Source organism: Streptomyces sp. NPDC001536, assembly GCF_042894505.1.
GTDB lineage: Bacteria > Actinomycetota > Actinomycetes > Streptomycetales > Streptomycetaceae > Streptomyces.
On record NZ_JBIAVQ010000017.1, the window covers coordinates 165490 to 181604 of the forward strand.

General features: G+C 71.0%; 11 protein-coding genes and 1 tRNA gene. 5 read left to right on the forward strand and 7 right to left on the reverse strand.

Annotated elements, in window-relative coordinates:
* Positions 1-89: 89 nt before the first annotated feature.
* On the forward strand, positions 90-2285 hold the full coding sequence (locus tag ACFY0U_RS37265) for an elongation factor G-like protein EF-G2 (RefSeq protein WP_388643544.1): 2196 nt from the start codon (positions 90-92) through the stop codon (positions 2283-2285).
* A gap of 219 nt (positions 2286-2504) precedes the next feature.
* On the forward strand, positions 2505-4172 hold the full coding sequence (locus ACFY0U_RS37270) for a hypothetical protein (RefSeq protein ID WP_388643547.1): 1668 nt from the start codon (positions 2505-2507) through the stop codon (positions 4170-4172).
* A gap of 21 nt (positions 4173-4193) precedes the next feature.
* On the opposite strand, the gene ACFY0U_RS37275 is transcribed toward ACFY0U_RS37270, so the two are convergent.
* On the reverse strand, positions 4194-4751 hold the full coding sequence (locus tag ACFY0U_RS37275) for an HIT family protein (protein WP_388643550.1): 558 nt from the start codon (positions 4749-4751) through the stop codon (positions 4194-4196).
* 67 nt (positions 4752-4818) lie between these two features.
* Here ACFY0U_RS37275 and ACFY0U_RS37280 point away from each other — a divergent pair, with 67 nt between their 5' ends.
* Positions 4819-5475, forward strand: a complete 657-nt coding sequence (locus ACFY0U_RS37280; RefSeq protein ID WP_388643553.1) for a potassium channel family protein — start codon at positions 4819-4821, stop codon at positions 5473-5475.
* A 30-nt stretch (positions 5476-5505) separates the two neighbouring features.
* Here ACFY0U_RS37280 and thrS read toward each other — a convergent pair whose 3' ends face one another.
* The 3 genes from thrS to ACFY0U_RS37295 all read right to left on the reverse strand — a co-directional run bounded on the left by thrS (position 5506) and on the right by ACFY0U_RS37295 (position 9363).
* Positions 5506-7482 carry a threonine--tRNA ligase gene (thrS, locus tag ACFY0U_RS37285; RefSeq protein WP_388643556.1) on the reverse strand — a complete coding sequence of 659 codons (1977 nt, stop codon included), beginning with the start codon at positions 7480-7482 and terminating at the stop codon, positions 5506-5508.
* A 91-nt stretch (positions 7483-7573) separates the two neighbouring features.
* Complete coding sequence (locus tag ACFY0U_RS37290) at positions 7574-8800, reverse strand: hypothetical protein (RefSeq protein ID WP_388643559.1); 1227 nt, start codon at positions 8798-8800, stop codon at positions 7574-7576.
* Complete coding sequence (locus ACFY0U_RS37295) at positions 8797-9363, reverse strand: DUF4365 domain-containing protein (RefSeq protein WP_388643562.1); 567 nt, start codon at positions 9361-9363, stop codon at positions 8797-8799. The genes ACFY0U_RS37290 and ACFY0U_RS37295 overlap by 4 nt, the downstream gene beginning before the upstream one ends.
* 168 nt (positions 9364-9531) lie before the next feature.
* Between ACFY0U_RS37295 and ACFY0U_RS37300 the strand changes: the two genes are divergently transcribed.
* Positions 9532-10260: a 3'-5' exonuclease gene (locus ACFY0U_RS37300; RefSeq protein WP_388643564.1), complete on the forward strand. Its 729-nt coding sequence runs from the start codon at positions 9532-9534 to the stop codon at positions 10258-10260.
* Between the two features lie 57 nt (positions 10261-10317).
* On the opposite strand, the gene ACFY0U_RS37305 is transcribed toward ACFY0U_RS37300, so the two are convergent.
* Both ACFY0U_RS37305 and ACFY0U_RS37310 read right to left on the reverse strand, forming a co-directional pair.
* A tRNA-Val gene (locus tag ACFY0U_RS37305) sits at positions 10318-10389 on the reverse strand.
* Between the two features lie 39 nt (positions 10390-10428).
* Positions 10429-10875, reverse strand: coding sequence for an SRPBCC family protein (locus tag ACFY0U_RS37310; protein WP_388643567.1), 447 nt, complete (start codon positions 10873-10875; stop codon positions 10429-10431).
* 86 nt (positions 10876-10961) lie between these two features.
* Here ACFY0U_RS37310 and ACFY0U_RS37315 point away from each other — a divergent pair, with 86 nt between their 5' ends.
* On the forward strand, positions 10962-13298 hold the full coding sequence (locus tag ACFY0U_RS37315) for an SCO7613 C-terminal domain-containing membrane protein (protein ID WP_388643570.1): 2337 nt from the start codon (positions 10962-10964) through the stop codon (positions 13296-13298).
* Between the two features lie 69 nt (positions 13299-13367).
* Here the strand turns inward: ACFY0U_RS37315 and ACFY0U_RS37320 are convergent, their stop codons facing one another.
* Positions 13368-16106, reverse strand: coding sequence for a Tat pathway signal sequence domain protein (locus ACFY0U_RS37320; protein ID WP_388643572.1), 2739 nt, complete (start codon positions 16104-16106; stop codon positions 13368-13370).
* Positions 16107-16115 lie beyond the last annotated feature (9 nt).

Genomic DNA, 16115 nt, shown 5'->3' on the forward strand with positions numbered 1-16115 from the left:
AAGAACCGCGGGCGTCGCCGGAGCCGCCATCGCCGCGGATCCGCATGTCCGCGCCCACAGTGACCTCACCGTGCACGGGAGGCAAGGCCATGGGCGACAAGGCGAACGCACACCCCGGAGCCGCCGGCAGGGCAACAGCGGCCGACCACCCCGCGTCCGTACGGAATGTGGTGCTGGTCGGCCACTCCGGATCGGGCAAGACGACATTGGTGGAAGCTCTCGCACTGACAGCGGGGGCGGTGAACCGGGCGGGCCGCGTGGAGGACGGCGGCACCGTCTCCGACTACGACGAGATCGAACACCGGCAGAACCGTTCGGTCCAGCTCTCCCTGGTGCCCGTCGAATGGGACGGCATCAAGGTCAACCTTCTCGACACCCCCGGATACGCCGACTTCGTCGGAGAACTGAGGGCCGGTCTGCGAGCGGCGGACGCGGCCCTTTTCGTCGTCTCGGCCTCCGACGGCGTGGACGGCTCGACCCGCATGGTGTGGGAGGAGTGCGCGGCCGTCGGCATGCCGCGCGCGATCGTGATCACGCATCTGGAGTCCGCGCGGGCGGACTTCGAGACGATGACACAGACCTGCGCGGAGGCGTTCGGCGGGGACGACCCCGACGCCGTGCTCCCCCTGTATCTGCCGCTGCACGGCCCCCAGGGGCCGGACGGGCACGCCCCCGTGACCGGTCTGACCGGCCTGCTCTCGCAGAAGCTGTTCGACTACTCCTCCGGCGAGCGCAAGGAGTCCGAGCCGGGCGAGGACCAGCTGCCGGAGATCGAGGAGGCCCGCAACCGGCTGATCGAGGGGATCATCGCCGAGAGCGAGGACGAGACCCTCATGGACCGCTACCTCGGCGGTGAGCAGGTCGACGTCAAGACGCTGATCGAGGACCTGGAGCGGGCCGTCGCGCGCGGGGTCTTCTTCCCCGTCCTGGCCGCCGCCCCCGCGGCCGAGGGCGCCAAGCAGGGCCTCGGCACCGTCGAGGTGCTGGAGCTCGTCACCAGGGGCTTCCCGACGCCCTTCGAGCACCCCACGCCGGGTGTCACCACCATCGACGGCAAGCCGCGCGAGATCAAGGCCTGCGACACGGACGGCCCGCTGGTCGCGGAGGTCGTCAAGACGTCCTCCGACCCCTACGTCGGCCGGGTCTCCCTCGTCCGCATCTTCTCCGGCACCCTGCGCCCCGACGAGACGGTGCACGTCTCCGGGCACGGTCTGGCCGACCGCGGGCACGAGGACCACGACGTCGACGAACGCGTCGGCGCGCTGTCCACCCCGTTCGGCAAGCAGCAGCGCCCGGTGAGCCACGCCATCGCCGGCGACCTCGTGTGCGTGGCCAAGCTGAGCCGCGCGGAGACCGGAGACACCCTCTCCGCCAAGGACGACCCGCTCCTGATGGAGCCCTGGGAGATGCCCGACCCGCTGCTGCCGCTCGCCATCGAGGCGCACAGCAAGGCCGACGAGGACAAGCTCTCGCAGGGCCTGAGCCGGCTCGTGGCCGAGGATCCGACCATGCGGCTGGAGCAGAACCAGGACACCCACCAGGTGGTCCTGTGGTGCCTGGGCGAGGCACATGCCGACGTGGCGCTGGAGCGGCTGCGCAGCCGCTACGGCGTCCAGGTCGACGTCGTGCCGCACAAGGTCTCCCTGCGGGAGACGTTCGCCGGCAAGTCGGCGGGCCGCGGCCGGCATGTCAAGCAGTCCGGCGGGCACGGGCAGTTCGCCATCTGCGCGATCGAGGTGGAGCCGCTGCCGGGCGGCTCGGGCATCGAGTTCGTGGACAAGGTCGTCGGCGGCGCGGTGCCCCGGCAGTTCATCCCGTCCGTCGAGAAGGGCGTGCGGGCCCAGGCCGCCAAGGGAGTTGCCGCCGGGTACGCGCTGATCGACGTACGGATCACGCTGCTCGACGGCAAGGCGCACTCGGTGGACTCCTCCGACGCCGCGTTCCAGACGGCCGGCGCGCTGGCGCTGCGGGAGGCGGCGGCGGACGCGAAGATCCATCTCCTCGAACCGGTGGCCGAGGTGAGCGTCCTGGTCGGCGACGACTACGTGGGCGCCGTGATGAGCGACCTGTCCGGCCGGCGCGGCCGGGTGCTCGGCACCGAGCAGACCAGCGGGAACCGCACCGTCGTCAAGGCCGAGGTGCCCGAGATCGAGATCGGCCGGTACGCCGTCGACCTGCGCTCCCTGTCGCACGGCACGGCACGCTTCAACCGCTCCTACGCACGGCACGAACCCATGCCGCCCCAGATCGCCGAGAGGATCCGTGAAGAGGCGCGCGACTCCTAGGAGTTGGCGCGGGGCACACTACAAGTGGCGTTCCTGGAACGCACCCCTCCGAGTCGGCGGGCAGCTTCGGCCGTCCGCCGACGAATGTCGGTGGCGGCGGATACGCTGATGGCAGTGATCAAGTCGGGCCCGCAAGCCGGGACGGCCTGATCAACAGGTGTGCGGGGCAAGGAAGTCGGGAAGGCCGCAGGAGCGACCAGGCGGCGATCGGGGGCGGGAATGACCGTTGGAACCGGTTACGAGAGCGTCTTCGGACCACAGGTTCCGCGCTCGGGCGACGAGAGCCAGACAGCCACGTTCGCCCTCGCCTCAGCCGCGTACCGGGACAATCCGGTCGAGGACATCACGAAGGCCAACAGCGAGTGGCACGAGACCACCGTCAAGGAAGGCCAGAAGTGGACCGGCGGCCTCTTCAAGCCCAACCTCGGTGAGGCGTTCTCCCGGGCCGTGATCGAGCGCATGATCGGCCCGGGACGCAAGCCCCTCATCCAGTCCTTCGGCACCGAACCGCAGGTCGTCGTCGACCACTGCCTGGCGGCCTACCGCCTCCGCCGGGAGCGGGACAAACGGCTGTCCGCCGTCATGGTGCTGTGCGGTGTGCTGTTCCTGCCCGGACTCCTGGTCTGGCTCCTGGTCTTCTCGATCCGCACCACCATCGACAAGAACCCCAACAAGAAGGCCTCCGCCCTCGCCACCGCACTCCTCGTCGGCGTCGGCGCGCTCGCCGTCATCTTCCTGGTCAAGATGCCGTTCACGGGCTTCTGGGGCTGGTACGCACGCGCCTGTGTGGTCCTTCCCGTCATCGGCTGGTTCTGGGCCAAGCAGATCTGCGATCGCTCGACGCGGGACCTGCGGGGCCGCTGGGACGGACTGATCGCGGGCAGCAGCGTCGGAGCCCAGGTCCCCGAGGCGGTGCCGAGCAGCCCCGGCGAGACCCAGGCCGAGCAACTGCGGCAGTCGCTGGCCCGGTTGAGCACCGAGCAACTGTCCAACTCCATCTTCTACGCCGGTCCCAAGGGCATCCTGGGCATGGGCACCCGCTGGGGCAGCTGGCAGCTCGCCGAGGACCTGGTCCAGGCCGACCCGGACCGGGAGATCCACCCGTTCCGCAGCTGGGACGTCATCCGCGCCATCCACGACAAGCTGCGCATGCTGGAGCGGAACACGATCAACACCGGCGGCTTCCCGAAGGCGTCCATACGGCACTGGATCGTCACGCCGATCGGCGAGAACGCCAAGGCGGTGGCCCGGACCGAGCAGTCGACGGACATCGAGGCGTTCCAGCACCGGGCCCACTCCATACAGGACATCTGCAACAAGCAGCAGTTCGGCAGCGGGGACCGGCACTACCTCGGGGTGCAGTGGACGCTGTGGGACGGCCAGTTGATCCTCACGATGATGATCACTGTCACCGTGCTGCACGAGACCCTGCGCATCGAGGTCACCGGCCATGCGCTGGGCCCGGTCAACCCGCTGTTCATGGGCAAGCCCGAGGACCCGACGAAGGACGTCCCGAAGTCGTTCCGGCCGTGGGAGACCCGCAAGGTGAAGCTCCCGCTGGTCCCCACCAACGAGGTCGTACGCCTCGCCGTCCGCGCCCCGCTCTCCTGGTACCCGCCGCTGCTGAACTGGCTCGGCGGGACGATCACCCTCCCCGAGCCGTTCGGTCTGCGGCACGTGTGGGCCGACAAGCCCTGGCGCCACCGCTTCATGGCCGACGACGCGATGCGCGCCGCGACCCCCGTGCTGCGCGTGGTGCACGCGGCGGCGATCAAGGTCCTGGAGGACAACGGCGTGGACACCGAGAAGTTCGGCAACCGGTCGGCGTTCCTCAGCACCGCGGTGCAGGACCCGGCACCGAGGAAGGCCGACCTCTACGACGCGTAGCCGCCCGGATGCCCGGCCCGCTCAAACGGGCCAGGCGTCCGCCAGCATCTTCCGGGTGTCCGCCAGCAGCTGCGGCAGCACCCTCGTGTGGCCCACGACCGGCATGAAGTTCGTGTCGCCGCCCCAGCGCGGGACGATGTGCTGGTGGAGGTGGGCGGCGATACCGGCACCGGCCACCGTGCCCTGGTTCATGCCGATGTTGAAGCCGTGGGCGCCGGACGCGGTGCGCAGCGCGGTCATCGCCTGCTTGGTCAGGGCGGCCAGCTCGATGGTCTCCGGCTCGGTGAGGTCCGTGTAGTCGGCGACGTGACGGTAGGGCACGACCATCAGATGGCCGCCGTTGTACGGATACAGATTCAGCACCGCGTACACCTGCTCACCGCGCCGGACGATCAGACCGTCCTCGTCGGACTTGGCCGGAATGGAGCAGAAGGGACATCCGTCGTCGGCACCCGGGCCGGTCGGCTTGTTCTCGCCCTGGATGTAGGCCATCCGGTGGGGCGTCCACAGACGCTGGAACGCGTCCTGGGTCCCCACTCCCCACTGCTGCTCCGGCTCACTCGTCATGCAGGGAAGCATATGGCTTCGCCCGTTCGCGGCGTGTCGGCGGGGTTGCGGCGAAACCCCCCGGGGCCAAGCTGGGGCAGTGGACGACGACAGCCCCAAGGCCCGCTGGGAGCGGCGCACCGAGGTCCCCCTCGCCGTGGCCTCACTGGTGTTTCTCGCCTCGTACGCGATCCAGGTCCTGGCGCACGATCTGCCGGACGGTTGGCGGGACCTGTGCCTCGCGGCGACGCTGGCCGCGTGGGCGCTGTTCGCCGCCGACTACGCCGTGCGCTGGCGGCTCAGCGGACAGCGGCTGCGCTTCGTACGGACGCACTTGCTGGACACGCTCGTGCTGGCGCTGCCTCTTCTGCGCCCCCTGCGGGTGGTGAAGGCCTACGAGGCCGTCCAGCGGCGCCACGGCCGGCCCCGGCTCGCCCTGCACGCACGCGTGATCGTGTACTCCGGTCTGTCGACGCTCCTGCTCGGCTTCACGGGCGCTCTTGCCGTCTACCAGCAGGAACGCGGAGCCTCCGGGGCGACCATGCGCACCTTCGGGGACGCCGTGTGGTGGACCTGCGCCACCCTCTCGACAGTCGGCTACGGCGACGTCGTCCCTGTCACGCCCAGGGGACGCCTGATCGCGGTCGGGATCATGGCCATCGGGCTGGCGCTGCTGGGCGCGGTGACCGGCACGTTCGCGTCCTGGCTGCTCCAGGTGTTCTCGCGGGAGGACGACGAGAGGCCCCCGGGAGGCTGAACCTCCCGAGGGCCCCTCACGCCTGGCGGATCAGACCTGCGCGCGCTCCTCGACGACCTTCGCGATCTTCGCGATGGCCTCGTCGAACGGGATGCCGTTCTCCTGCGAGCCGTCGCGGTAGCGGAAGGAGACCGAGCCGCCCGCCATGTCCTCGTCGCCCGCGATGACCATGAAGGGCACCTTCTGCTTCTGGGCGTTGCGGATCTTCTTCTGCATACGGTCCGAGGAGGAGTCCACCTCGACCCGCAGCCCCTGCTTCTTCGCCTCGGCGGCGAACTTCTCCAGGTACTCGACGTGCCCGTCGCCGATCGGGATGCCGAGCGCCTGCACCGGGGCCAGCCACGCCGGGAACGCGCCCGCGTAGTGCTCCAGAAGCACGGCGAAGAACCGCTCGATGGAGCCGAACAGCGCGCGGTGGATCATGACCGGACGCTGCTTGGAGCCGTCGGGGCCCGTGTACTCCAGGTCGAAGCGCTCGGGCAGGTTGAAGTCGAGCTGGATGGTCGACATCTGCCAGGTCCGACCGATCGCGTCCTTGGTCTGGACGGAGATCTTCGGGCCGTAGAAGGCGGCGCCGCCCGGGTCGGGGACCAGGGGCAGGCCCTGCTTCTCGGCGACCTGGCGCAGCGTCTCCGTGGCCTCTTCCCAGACCTCGTCCGTGCCGACGAACTTCTCCGGGTCCTTGGTGGACAGCTCCAGGTAGAAGTCGGTCAGACCGTAGTCCCGCAGCAGGCCGAGGACGAAGGTGAGCGTCTTGTCGAGCTCCTCCGACATCTGCTCACGGGTGCAGTAGATGTGCGCGTCGTCCTGCGTGAAGCCACGCGCACGCGTGAGGCCGTGCACGACGCCGGACTTCTCGTACCGGTACACGGTCCCGAACTCGAAGAGGCGCAGCGGCAGCTCACGGTAGGAGCGGCCGCGCGCGTCGAAGATCAGGTTGTGCATCGGGCAGTTCATGGGCTTGAGGTAGTAGTCCACGCCCTCGTCGAGCTGCATGGGCGGGTACATGCCGTCGGCGTACCAGTCCAGGTGCCCGGACTGCTCGAAGAGCTTCCCCTTCGTCGCGTGCGGGGTGTAGACGAACTCGTAGCCCTCCTCCTCGTGGCGGCGGCGCGAGTAGTCCTCCATGACCCGGCGGATGATGCCGCCCTTGGGGTGGAAGACCGCGAGGCCGGAGCCGATCTGCTCCGGGATGGAGAACAGGTCGAGCTCGGAGCCGAGCTTGCGGTGGTCGCGCTTCTCGGCCTCGGCGAGGAAGTCGAGGTGCGCCTTCAGCTCGTCCTTGGAGGGCCAGGCGGTGCCGTAGATGCGCTGGAGCATCGGGTTCTTCTCGCTGCCGCGCCAGTAGGCGGCCGCGTTGCGCATCAGCTTGAACGCCGGGATGTTCCGGGTGGTGGGCAGGTGGGGACCGCGGCAGAGGTCCTTCCAGCACAGGTCGCCGGTCTTGGCGTCGAGGTTGTCGTAGATCGTCAGCTCACCGGCGCCGACCTCGACGTCCGCGCCGTCGTCGGAGGAGGCCGAGCCCTTGAGGCCGATCAGCTCCAGCTTGTACGGCTCGGCGGCCAGCTCCTCGCGGGCGGCCTCGTCGGTCACCACACGGCGGGCGAAGCGCTGACCGCGCTTCTGGATCTCCTGCATCTTCTTCTCGATGGCCTTGAGATCCTCGGGCGTGAACGGCTTCTCGACGTCGAAGTCGTAGTAGAAGCCGTCCTTGACCGGCGGGCCGATGCCCAGCTTGGCCTCGGGGAAGAGCTCCTGCACGGCCTGCGCCATGACGTGCGCGGTGGAGTGGCGCAGGATGTCGAGACCGTCCTTGGAGGAGATCTCGACGCCCTCGACCTCGTCGCCCTCGGCGACGACGTACGCGAGGTCCTTCAGCTCACCGGCCACGCGCGCGGCGATGATCGAGCGCTCGCCGGCGAAGAGCTCGGCGGCCGTGGTGCCCGTCGTCACCGTGCGCTCTTCCCGCTCGGAATCGCGTTGGATGATCACACGGACGTCTGACACCGGACTCTCCTGACTGAAGGTGGACGCGGGCGCCGTACCGTGAGCGCGCGCAATAGGGGATCGTACCGACCCCGCACCCTCCTCCGCGAAATCAGTCCCCTCCGGGGGCCTCCCCGCAGGCCTCCTCGAAGAAGTCGAGATTCTCCTGGAGGGACTTCATCAGCCGGTCCCGCTCCGCCTCGTCCACCTGCACGGGTGCGACCCCGGAGGCCCCGGTGAGCCTGCGGAACCCGCCCCGGCTCTCCAGCCGCCCGTGCACCCGCACCGGCAGCCCGACGAGGTGTGCGTGCCCCGCGATCCGGTACCCCTCCTCGTCCAGGGTGAGCCGGATGTGCGGCACCTCGGCGCCGGCGATCACCCGCAGCCGTACGCTGCCGTCCCCGCGCGGCCCCGACCGGCGCATCCGCACCACCGCACCGGTGATCCGCACCGGCACGGACGGCTCCTCGCGCAGATAGCGGGCCCCGGCCTCGCGCAGCACGGGCAGATCGCCGGGCGAGAACTCGACGGGCTCGACCCCCGCGGCACAGCCCGCGGGCACCCCGGCGGCGGGCGCCCACTCGACGGCGATGCGCGCGCCCTCGGTCCCGCGCACGAGGGCGATCAGTGCCTCGGTGAGCTCCCGGCTGACGCCCGCCTCGACGGCGCCGTCGAAGGCGTCCATGCCGCCGGTGGCCCGCTGGTAGTCGATGGCCTCGCGGGCGGCGTACAGGGCCTGGTGGAGGCGTACGGCGAGGGGGCGCCCGGTGCCGACGGGCACGAAGGCGGTCAGGGCACCGCCGGTCGCCGTGCCGACGAGCACGCTCTCCATGAGGGTGGCGGCGGCGCGGCGGTGGCGGGCGCCGTAGTACCCGGCACGCGCGCGGGTGGCGAGCGCGCCGGCCAGCAGCATCTGGCGGGCGGCGGCGCGCAGTTGTTCCTCCACCGTCCAGGGCGCGGTGCCGCCCGGTCCGGTGGGGGCGTCCCGCCACCAGCGGATCTCGTCGCTGGGCACGGCGAGGCCGACGAGGACCTCGCGGGCGGAGGGCGTGCCGCTGCGGGCGAGGGCGACGAGCGCCTCGCCGAGCAGGTCGTCGCTGTCGGGGAAGGCGCGGCTCTCGGGTACGAGCAGGCTCGTCCCGCCGCCGCCCGCCCCGGGCGGGGTCCAGCGGCCGTAGCGTCCGGGGGCGCCGCCGCGGCGCTGCCAGCCGTGCCGGTGCAGCAGGGCGCCGAGGACCGCGGGGTCGACCTCGTCGGGTTCGGGGGCGCGGTCCCAGGCGGTGTCGACCGGGTGCGGTCGCACGGGCCGCAGCGCCTCCTCCAAGGGGCGGTGGGTCATGGTCTGCCTCCCGTCCCGACCCGCGTCATGATCTCGCACAGCGCCCGGTCGTCGAAGATGCGTGAGGTCGGTATCCGCACGGTGGTGCGGGTCCGGCCGGTGATCGGGTGGCCTGCCAGGTTGAGCCAGTAGCAGCAGTGCCTGAGGTCGAGCCGGTCGTGGCTGGCGCGCAGCCAGTCGTCCTGGGATCTCGGCACGAGCATGACGACGAGGATCTTGTGCACCGAGACGGGGGTGCGCGCGAGCTTGCGCAGATGGTCGTTGTCGAGCGTGAAGGAGAAGAACCGGCCCGGGGGGTTCGGCGGGACCTGGTAGGTGCACTTGAGCTGCACCTTGATGGTGACCTCGTCGTCGACGGTGTGCCCGGGCGAGCCGTGGCTGACGTGCCAGTCGATGCCGTTGTCCGGAAAGGGCTGCGACAACGAGCAGCCGGCCGCCGCCGCGACGGCGTGCAGATAGCCCACCTGCAGCGTCTCCATGCAGGCGGTGGTGGCGAGGGTGCCGCGAAGGGTGCCCGTGCGCTCGGGCAGCAGCCCGCCCCGCTCGGGCTGCGCTATCGCCATGACCAACAGCCTTCCACGTTCGGTGAATCCGCACCGCGGGTCGCTGAACTGCAAAGACCCGTATTCCTGTTGTGTCCTTCCGGCGTACGGCGCAAACAGCCCGGGTATCACCAAACAGGCAGAAGACGGTGCGTCAGCTGCCGTGGGTGAACGAGGGGTTGTGTTGGAATGACGTGCTGGTACGAAGGGCCCCTGGCCGCCTTCGACACGGAGACCACGGGCGTCGACGTCGAGACCGACCGGATCGTGTCGGCCGCCGTCGTCGTCCAGGACGCCCCGGGCACCCGGCCGCGGGTGACCCGCTGGCTGGTGAACCCGGGTGTGCCGGTGCCGGAGGCGGCGACGGCGGTACATGGACTGACGGACGACCATCTGCAGCGCAACGGCCGCTGGCCGGCGCCGGTGATGTACGAGATAGCGGAGCACCTGACCGAACAGGCCGCCGCGGGCCGCCCGCTGGTGGTCATGAACGCGCCGTTCGATCTGACCATCCTGGACCGGGAGTTGCGCCGCCATCGGGCTTCGTCGCTGGACCGCTGGTTCGAGTCGTCGCCGCTGCTGGTGCTGGACCCGAGAGTCCTGGACAAACATCTGGACCGCTACCGCAAGGGCCGTCGCACGCTGACGGACCTGTGCGCGCACTACGAGGTCACGCTGGACGGCGCGCACGACGCGGGCGCGGACGCGCTGGCCGCGCTGGATGTCGTACGGGCGGTGGGGCGCCGTTTCGCGGCCCGTCTCGAACGGCTGAGCGCGAACGAGCTGCACGCGCTCCAGGCGGGGTGGCATGCGGCACAGGCGCGGGGGCTCCAGGCGTGGTTCGCGCGCAGCGGCGCCCCGGAGGCGGTGGACCCGGCGTGGCCGCTGCGTCCGGAGCTGCCCGCGGCGGCCGCCTGACAAGGGGCCTCGACACAAAGAAGCCGGTCCGCGTGACGCGGACCGGCTTTCTCCCGGTGGGCGATACTGGGTTCGAACCAGTGACCTCTTCGGTGTGAACGAAGCGCTCTCCCACTGAGCTAATCGCCCGGGAACGGACTGAACAATACAGGGCTCCGCGCCCTTCCTTCAAACCGCTTCCAAGTGCGCGGCCAGACCCCGCCGTCCGGCCCGCATCATCAGCCAGTGGTTGGCGCGGAACACCGGCCGTCCGGGCACGGCGAGGCGCCTCAGGAGCGGCTTGTGCACGTCGACCACCTGGTCGTAGCGGGCGAGGCTGCGCACCCCGACCCCGCCGACCGTCCAGCGCGCCCATCCCTCCAGGTCCCCGGTCATCGCGATCTCCAGCACTCCGGCCGCCCGGTCGCGCCGCACCTCCCGCGCGGTGAAGACCAGGTCGTACGGCAGAGTGGCCCGGATGGTGATGACACCGGTGGTGTCGTCGAGGCGGTTCACCTCGCGGACCTGGGGCCACCAGCGGGGGTAGTCCTCGGCCTGTTCCAGGGCGTCATAGACGGTGGCGGGCGCCGCGCTCAGGGCCCACTGCGTGCGGAAACGGTAATGGGTCCAGTCCATGCACAGAGTCTGCCCGCACGGATCTGAGTACGTTCTGAGTACGCGCACTCATGCCCTACGACGTGACGCGGACCACACTCCAAGACATGACGCACATCCCGCCCCCGGCCGAAGAGCTGCGGCTCCTCGACGCCGAGCTGTGGCAACTCGACCGCCGCCGGGCCCAGTTGCTGACCCGACGGGCCTGGCTGGTCGCCGCGCTCCAGCCGCGGCCGACGACGCAGCCGGCCCCTGGGGCATCGCCTCGCCCCGAGACCAGCGCGCCCGGCGTGCAGAACCTTCTCCTGCTGCTCGGCGGTGTCCTGCTCACGATCGCCGCCATGGTGTTCACGCTGGTCAGCTGGGGACACATGGGGATCGCCGGCCGGGGTCTGGTGCTCGGCGCACTCACGCTGGCCGCGCTCGCGGCTCCGCTGCCCCTGGTGAAGCGCGGGCTGCGGTCGACGGCCGAGTCGGTGGCGGGCCTGGGTCTGGCGCTGACGGTGCTCGACGCGTACGCGCTGTACGCGGTCGCCTTCCCGGGCACGGGCGGCGCGGGCTACACGGCGGTGGCGTCGGCGCTGCTGGCGGGGCTCTGGACGGCGTACGGCCTGCTGCCGCGGGCGGCGGAGCTGCGTCTGCCCTTCCCGGCCGCGCTGGCCGCGGCCCAACTCCCGCTGCTCTTCTGGGCGGTCTCGTCCTCCGTGGGCTCCCACGGCATCGCGGCCGCGCTGTTGGCGACGGCGGCGTTCGACACGGCTGTCGCGCTCCGGGTGACCCTCAAGTCGGTACGTGTCGTCGCCACCGCCGGCGCGTACGGCCTGGGTTCCGTGGGCGCGCTGACGGCCGGCTGGCTGTCCTGGACGGCCTCCGGTCCGAGCGCCGCCGCCCGTGCGGCGGCGCTCGTCCTCCTCGCGGCGGCGATCGCGCTGGGCGCGGCCTGGCGCGGCGGCCTGGGCAAGGGCCACGCCGTCGGCCTCGCCGTGACCTCGGGCCTCCTCGCGGTCGCCGCCGCGGGCGGCGCGGTCCGGCCCGCGGTGCCGGACGCGTGGACGGTTCCGGTGCATCTGGCCTGCGGGATCGCCCTGCTGGCGGCCGTGCGGACCGGCCGGCTGCCGGAGGCGGTGCGTGACGGGCTGGCCTGGTCCTCCGCCGCCGTACAGGGACTCGCGGTGCTGTGGGCGCTGCCGCTCGTGGCGATCACGCTGCTGGGGCCGGTCACCTGGACCTCGCGAGCATGGTCCGGGGCACCGGCGACCATGCGTGAGGCGGTGACGGTGGACGTGCCCTGGCCGCCGGACGCGGCGACGGCTCCGCTCGTCCTGGTGGCCGTCGCGGCGGTGCTCGCCCTGGCCGTCAGGAACACCGACGTACGCCCCCGGGCCCTGACCGGCGCCCTGGCGCTCACCTGGGCGGCGGCCCTGACGCTTCCCGCGGTCCTCGAACTCCCCTACACGACCGGCCTGCTGACGCTCGGCGCCCTGACCGCGGTCGCCCTCGCATCACCGTACGGCCAGCCGACGGCGACGCTCCTCGCTCTCGCCACCTCCGCCAACCTCACCTTCACCGCGCTGGCCTCACAGACGGCGACCCTCACCACGCTCTGCGCCCTCACCGCGTTCTTCGCGGCGGTCTCCTGGCGGCTGACGTCCGTCACGGCCCCGGCCGCCCTCACGTACGCCACCGCGCTGGCCTGCGCGACGGGCGCCGCCGCGGACTGGCCGCCGCAGCACACCGCGCTGCTGGTCCTGGTGGTCCCGACGACCGCGGCCCTGATCGCACCGCGGGTGACCGAACGCGTTCCGCTGGAGGTGACCGGAGCGGCCGCCGGACTGCTCGCCATCGGCCTCGCGACGCCCGACCTGCCGCTGCTCGCGCTGGTCCTGGCCCTGTGCGCGGTGATCGCCGCGGGCACGGCGATCCGCCCGGACCGCCGCCCGGTCGGCTACGCGGCCGCCGTCCTGTTCGTCCTGGCGACCTGGGTACGCCTGGCGGCCTGGGAGGTCGGCATGCCCGAGGCGTACACGATCCCGGTGACCGTCCCGGCGCTGGTCGTCGGCTTCCTGCGCAGGCGCCGCGATCCCCAGACGTCGTCCTGGACCGCGTACGCCCCCGGCCTCGCCGCCACGCTCCTCCCGAGCCTGGCCACGGCCTGGACCGACCCGAACTGGACCCGCCCCCTCCTGCTGGGCCTGGCCGCCCTGTCCCTCACCCTGCTGGGCGCCGGCCACAACCTCCAGGCCCCGCTGGTGCTCGGCGGCTCGGTCCTGACCTTGGACGCCCTGCACGAACTCGCCCCGTACATCGTCCAGGTGACCGACGCGCTCCCCCGCTGGGTGCCCCCGGCCATGGCGGGCCTCCTCCTGCTCGCACTGGGAGCGACGTACGAACAGCGCATCAGGGATGTCCAAAGGGTGCGGAACATCCTGGGAAGGATGCGCTGACCCACCCAGGGGCGCGGGGAACTGCGCGACCAGCCACGACGGTCCCGCAGTTCCCCACGGACTCAGCCCCTACGAAGGCATCTTGTCTCCGAGAAGCGCCAGGTTCTCGATCGCCGCGAGCCCGTACAACGCGGTGTCGTTCGTCGACACCCACACCGCCTCACTACCCGGCACCAACGCCACCGGCCCGCTCAACTCCTCCGTCTTCCAGGGCGCCGACTCCTTGTACCCGTCGGAGTTGTAGAACTTCTCCCAGGCCCGCTTGGCCAGCTTCGCGTCCCCGGTCTGCACGGCCGCGTACGCGTCGAGCCGCGAGTGCCCCTGGAACAGCAGCAGCGTGCCGAAGTTGGACCCGTACCGCGCCGCCTGCTCGGCCTTGGTGGCGTTGAAGTAGCGGCAGTAGTCGTAGTACGCCTCGTTGAACTTCGGGATGTCGACGAGGTCGATGAGCTCGGCGCACAACTCGTTGAGACCGAAGACGGCGGAGAGGTGCGAGACACCGACCGCCGGTGCCGGGGCGATGGCGAACTTGCCGGTGTCGAGGTCGTACAGCCCACTCCCCTGCACGAACCCGTTCGGCTGGGCGCCGATCGTCTCCATGGTCGACAGCACCCGCGCCTTGGCCTTCTCCCACTTGGGCCCCTTGCGCTCCCACTCGGTCAGCCAGGCCGACACGAGACCGCTCCAGTCGGTGCCGAAGCCGATCGACAGCGCGTGCCGGTCGGGTGTGTACGGCTCGGTGCGGATCTTGCGGATGGGGTCGAGGACGAGGAAGGTCTCGTCGGAGTCGACGTTGGCGTGCATGAGGTCGCCGACGCGCTCGTCCGCGGTGAGGAAGTAGTAGTAGCGGCGGTACGTCGTGTTGGCGATGCGCTGCTGCTTGGCGCTGTCGGCGTAGTGCTGGACGCCGTGCCGGGTGCCGAGCCCGGCCCACTTGCCCAGGTGGTAGACGTCGACCTCGCCGGTGTGCCGGGTCATCGCCTCGGCGAAGCGGAAGATGTCGGCGCGGCCACTGCGGAGGTACGCGAACCAGAGCCAGAGGTCCGGCGACAGCTCGGAGTTGTCCCAGGCGTAGCCGCCGATGTCGTACCGCCACTGGTGTCTGACGGTGTCATAGGTGTGCATGATGTCGCCGTAGTCCCAGAAGCCGTACCAACGGCGCTGCTCCACCTGGTCCTTGTAGTAGGTGAAGAGGAAGTCGAGGTGGTCCTCGATCTTCGCCTTGGCGGGCGTGGAGCGGTCGGGCTCGGAGTACAGGCCCGGGCCGAACACCTTCGCCTTGATGAGCTGCTTGGGCGGCGCCGCGAGCTGCGGCAGCACCCGTACGGCCTCGACCTGTTCGGCGAGCCTGGCCGGGGCCGGGGTCGACTCGTTGGCCCAGAACAGCAGTTCCGACGTACGGGCGATGCCGTACGGCGTGCCGAACTCCGGCTCGTAGTCCTCGTAGGTGATGTTGAGGCCTTCGAGTTGCTCGGCGAAGGTGTCCTGGCCCATGCCGTCGTGGTAGAAGCGCAGGTCCATCGGCTGGGCCTCGGGCGACCAGAGCCAGAGGGTGACCTCGGCCTCGTCGGTCTGGGCGTCGCGGATGTCGAGCTGGGCCGGGAACTTCTCCCAGAAGTCCCGCAGACCGAAGGAGAGTCCGCCGCTGACGCCACCGACGTAGCCGAAGCCGGAGGCCCGCTTGCCGCCGCCGGCGCCGATCCAGCCGTGGCCCTTCTTGGTGCGCTTGCGCAGGGTGAAGCCGTCGGCGGAGAGCTGGGAGAGGGTGTAGTCGCCCCACTCGGGGATGTACTGGAGACGGGTGGTGACCCGCTGGTCCCAGGTGGACGGGTCGGGCAGCTTCTCGCCCGCGTACTGGGCCGCCTGCACGGCCGCACCGGGGTCGCGGCGCAGTCCGGTGATGCCCTTGACGGCCTCGCGCAGCAGACCGGTGCCGTCGCCGCCGATGCGGATGTGACGGTCGTAGGACTGGTCGCGCATCGGCACGGTGAAGCGGACGCCGATGCCGCGGATGAAGTCACCGCTGGCCTTGCCCGGCTCCTGGGTGCCGTCGAAGGTGATGGTGTGCACCATGCGGAAGGAGTCGGCGCCCGCGTAGAAGTACAGCCGGATGGAGAACGGGAGCCAACTCCGGTCGCCCTTGCGGTGCTTGCCGTCGATGCGGACGACCGCGCGGACCGGGCCGTCCTGCTCGACGGTGACCTCGGAGATGGCGCCGTCGAAGCGCTCGGTCTTGACCGCGCCCTGGTCCTCGTCCTCGATCTCGGGCTGCCGGATCAGGACCAGCTTGCCGTTCTTGGCGATCTCGGTGGAGCCGCGGGTGACCGACTTGATCAGCGTGGCACCGGACTTGCCGATCTTCGCGGTGATGACACCGGTGGAGACGGTGATGGTGCCGCCGCTCTTGTCGACGGTGACCTTCTTGTCCGGTACGGCGGCCTCGCCGGCGGCGAGGGTGAGCTTGCCGTTGCCCGAACTGACCGCGTGGGCGGTCCACTTGAGGGACCCGTCCGGCCAGTAGGCGATCGGCCAGGACTGCACGGGTACGGACGTGCCGTCCGCGTCCGTCAGCGCGAAGGTCTGGTCCTCCTGGTAGACACCCTTCGGCCAGGGGACGCCGAGCGTGGAGCCGGGTGCGGCACCCAGCCCGCCGTCCTCCAGCCAGTCCAGGGTCACGGGATCGCCGTCGGCCTCCGCGGCTCTCGGCGCGGCCTGCGCGTCCTTGGCTCCTAGGGCCCAGCTGAACTGTGCGGCGGCGCCGGCGACGGCGGCCGCCTTGAGGATGGACCTGCGGGGGATGGGAGACATGGGGGTCCT

Coding starts and splice junctions, on each gene's coding strand:
- ACFY0U_RS37265 (WP_388643544.1), top strand. CDS start 90: ATGGGCGACAAGGCGAACGCACACCCCGGAGCCGCCGGCAGGGCAACA.
- ACFY0U_RS37270 (WP_388643547.1), top strand. CDS start 2,505: ATGACCGTTGGAACCGGTTACGAGAGCGTCTTCGGACCACAGGTTCCG.
- ACFY0U_RS37275 (WP_388643550.1), bottom strand. CDS start 4,751: ATGCTTCCCTGCATGACGAGTGAGCCGGAGCAGCAGTGGGGAGTGGGG.
- ACFY0U_RS37290 (WP_388643559.1), bottom strand. CDS start 8,800: ATGACCCACCGCCCCTTGGAGGAGGCGCTGCGGCCCGTGCGACCGCAC.
- ACFY0U_RS37295 (WP_388643562.1), bottom strand. CDS start 9,363: ATGGCGATAGCGCAGCCCGAGCGGGGCGGGCTGCTGCCCGAGCGCACG.
- ACFY0U_RS37300 (WP_388643564.1), top strand. CDS start 9,532: ATGACGTGCTGGTACGAAGGGCCCCTGGCCGCCTTCGACACGGAGACC.
- ACFY0U_RS37310 (WP_388643567.1), bottom strand. CDS start 10,875: ATGGACTGGACCCATTACCGTTTCCGCACGCAGTGGGCCCTGAGCGCG.
- ACFY0U_RS37315 (WP_388643570.1), top strand. CDS start 10,962: ATGACGCACATCCCGCCCCCGGCCGAAGAGCTGCGGCTCCTCGACGCC.
- ACFY0U_RS37320 (WP_388643572.1), bottom strand. CDS start 16,106: ATGTCTCCCATCCCCCGCAGGTCCATCCTCAAGGCGGCCGCCGTCGCC.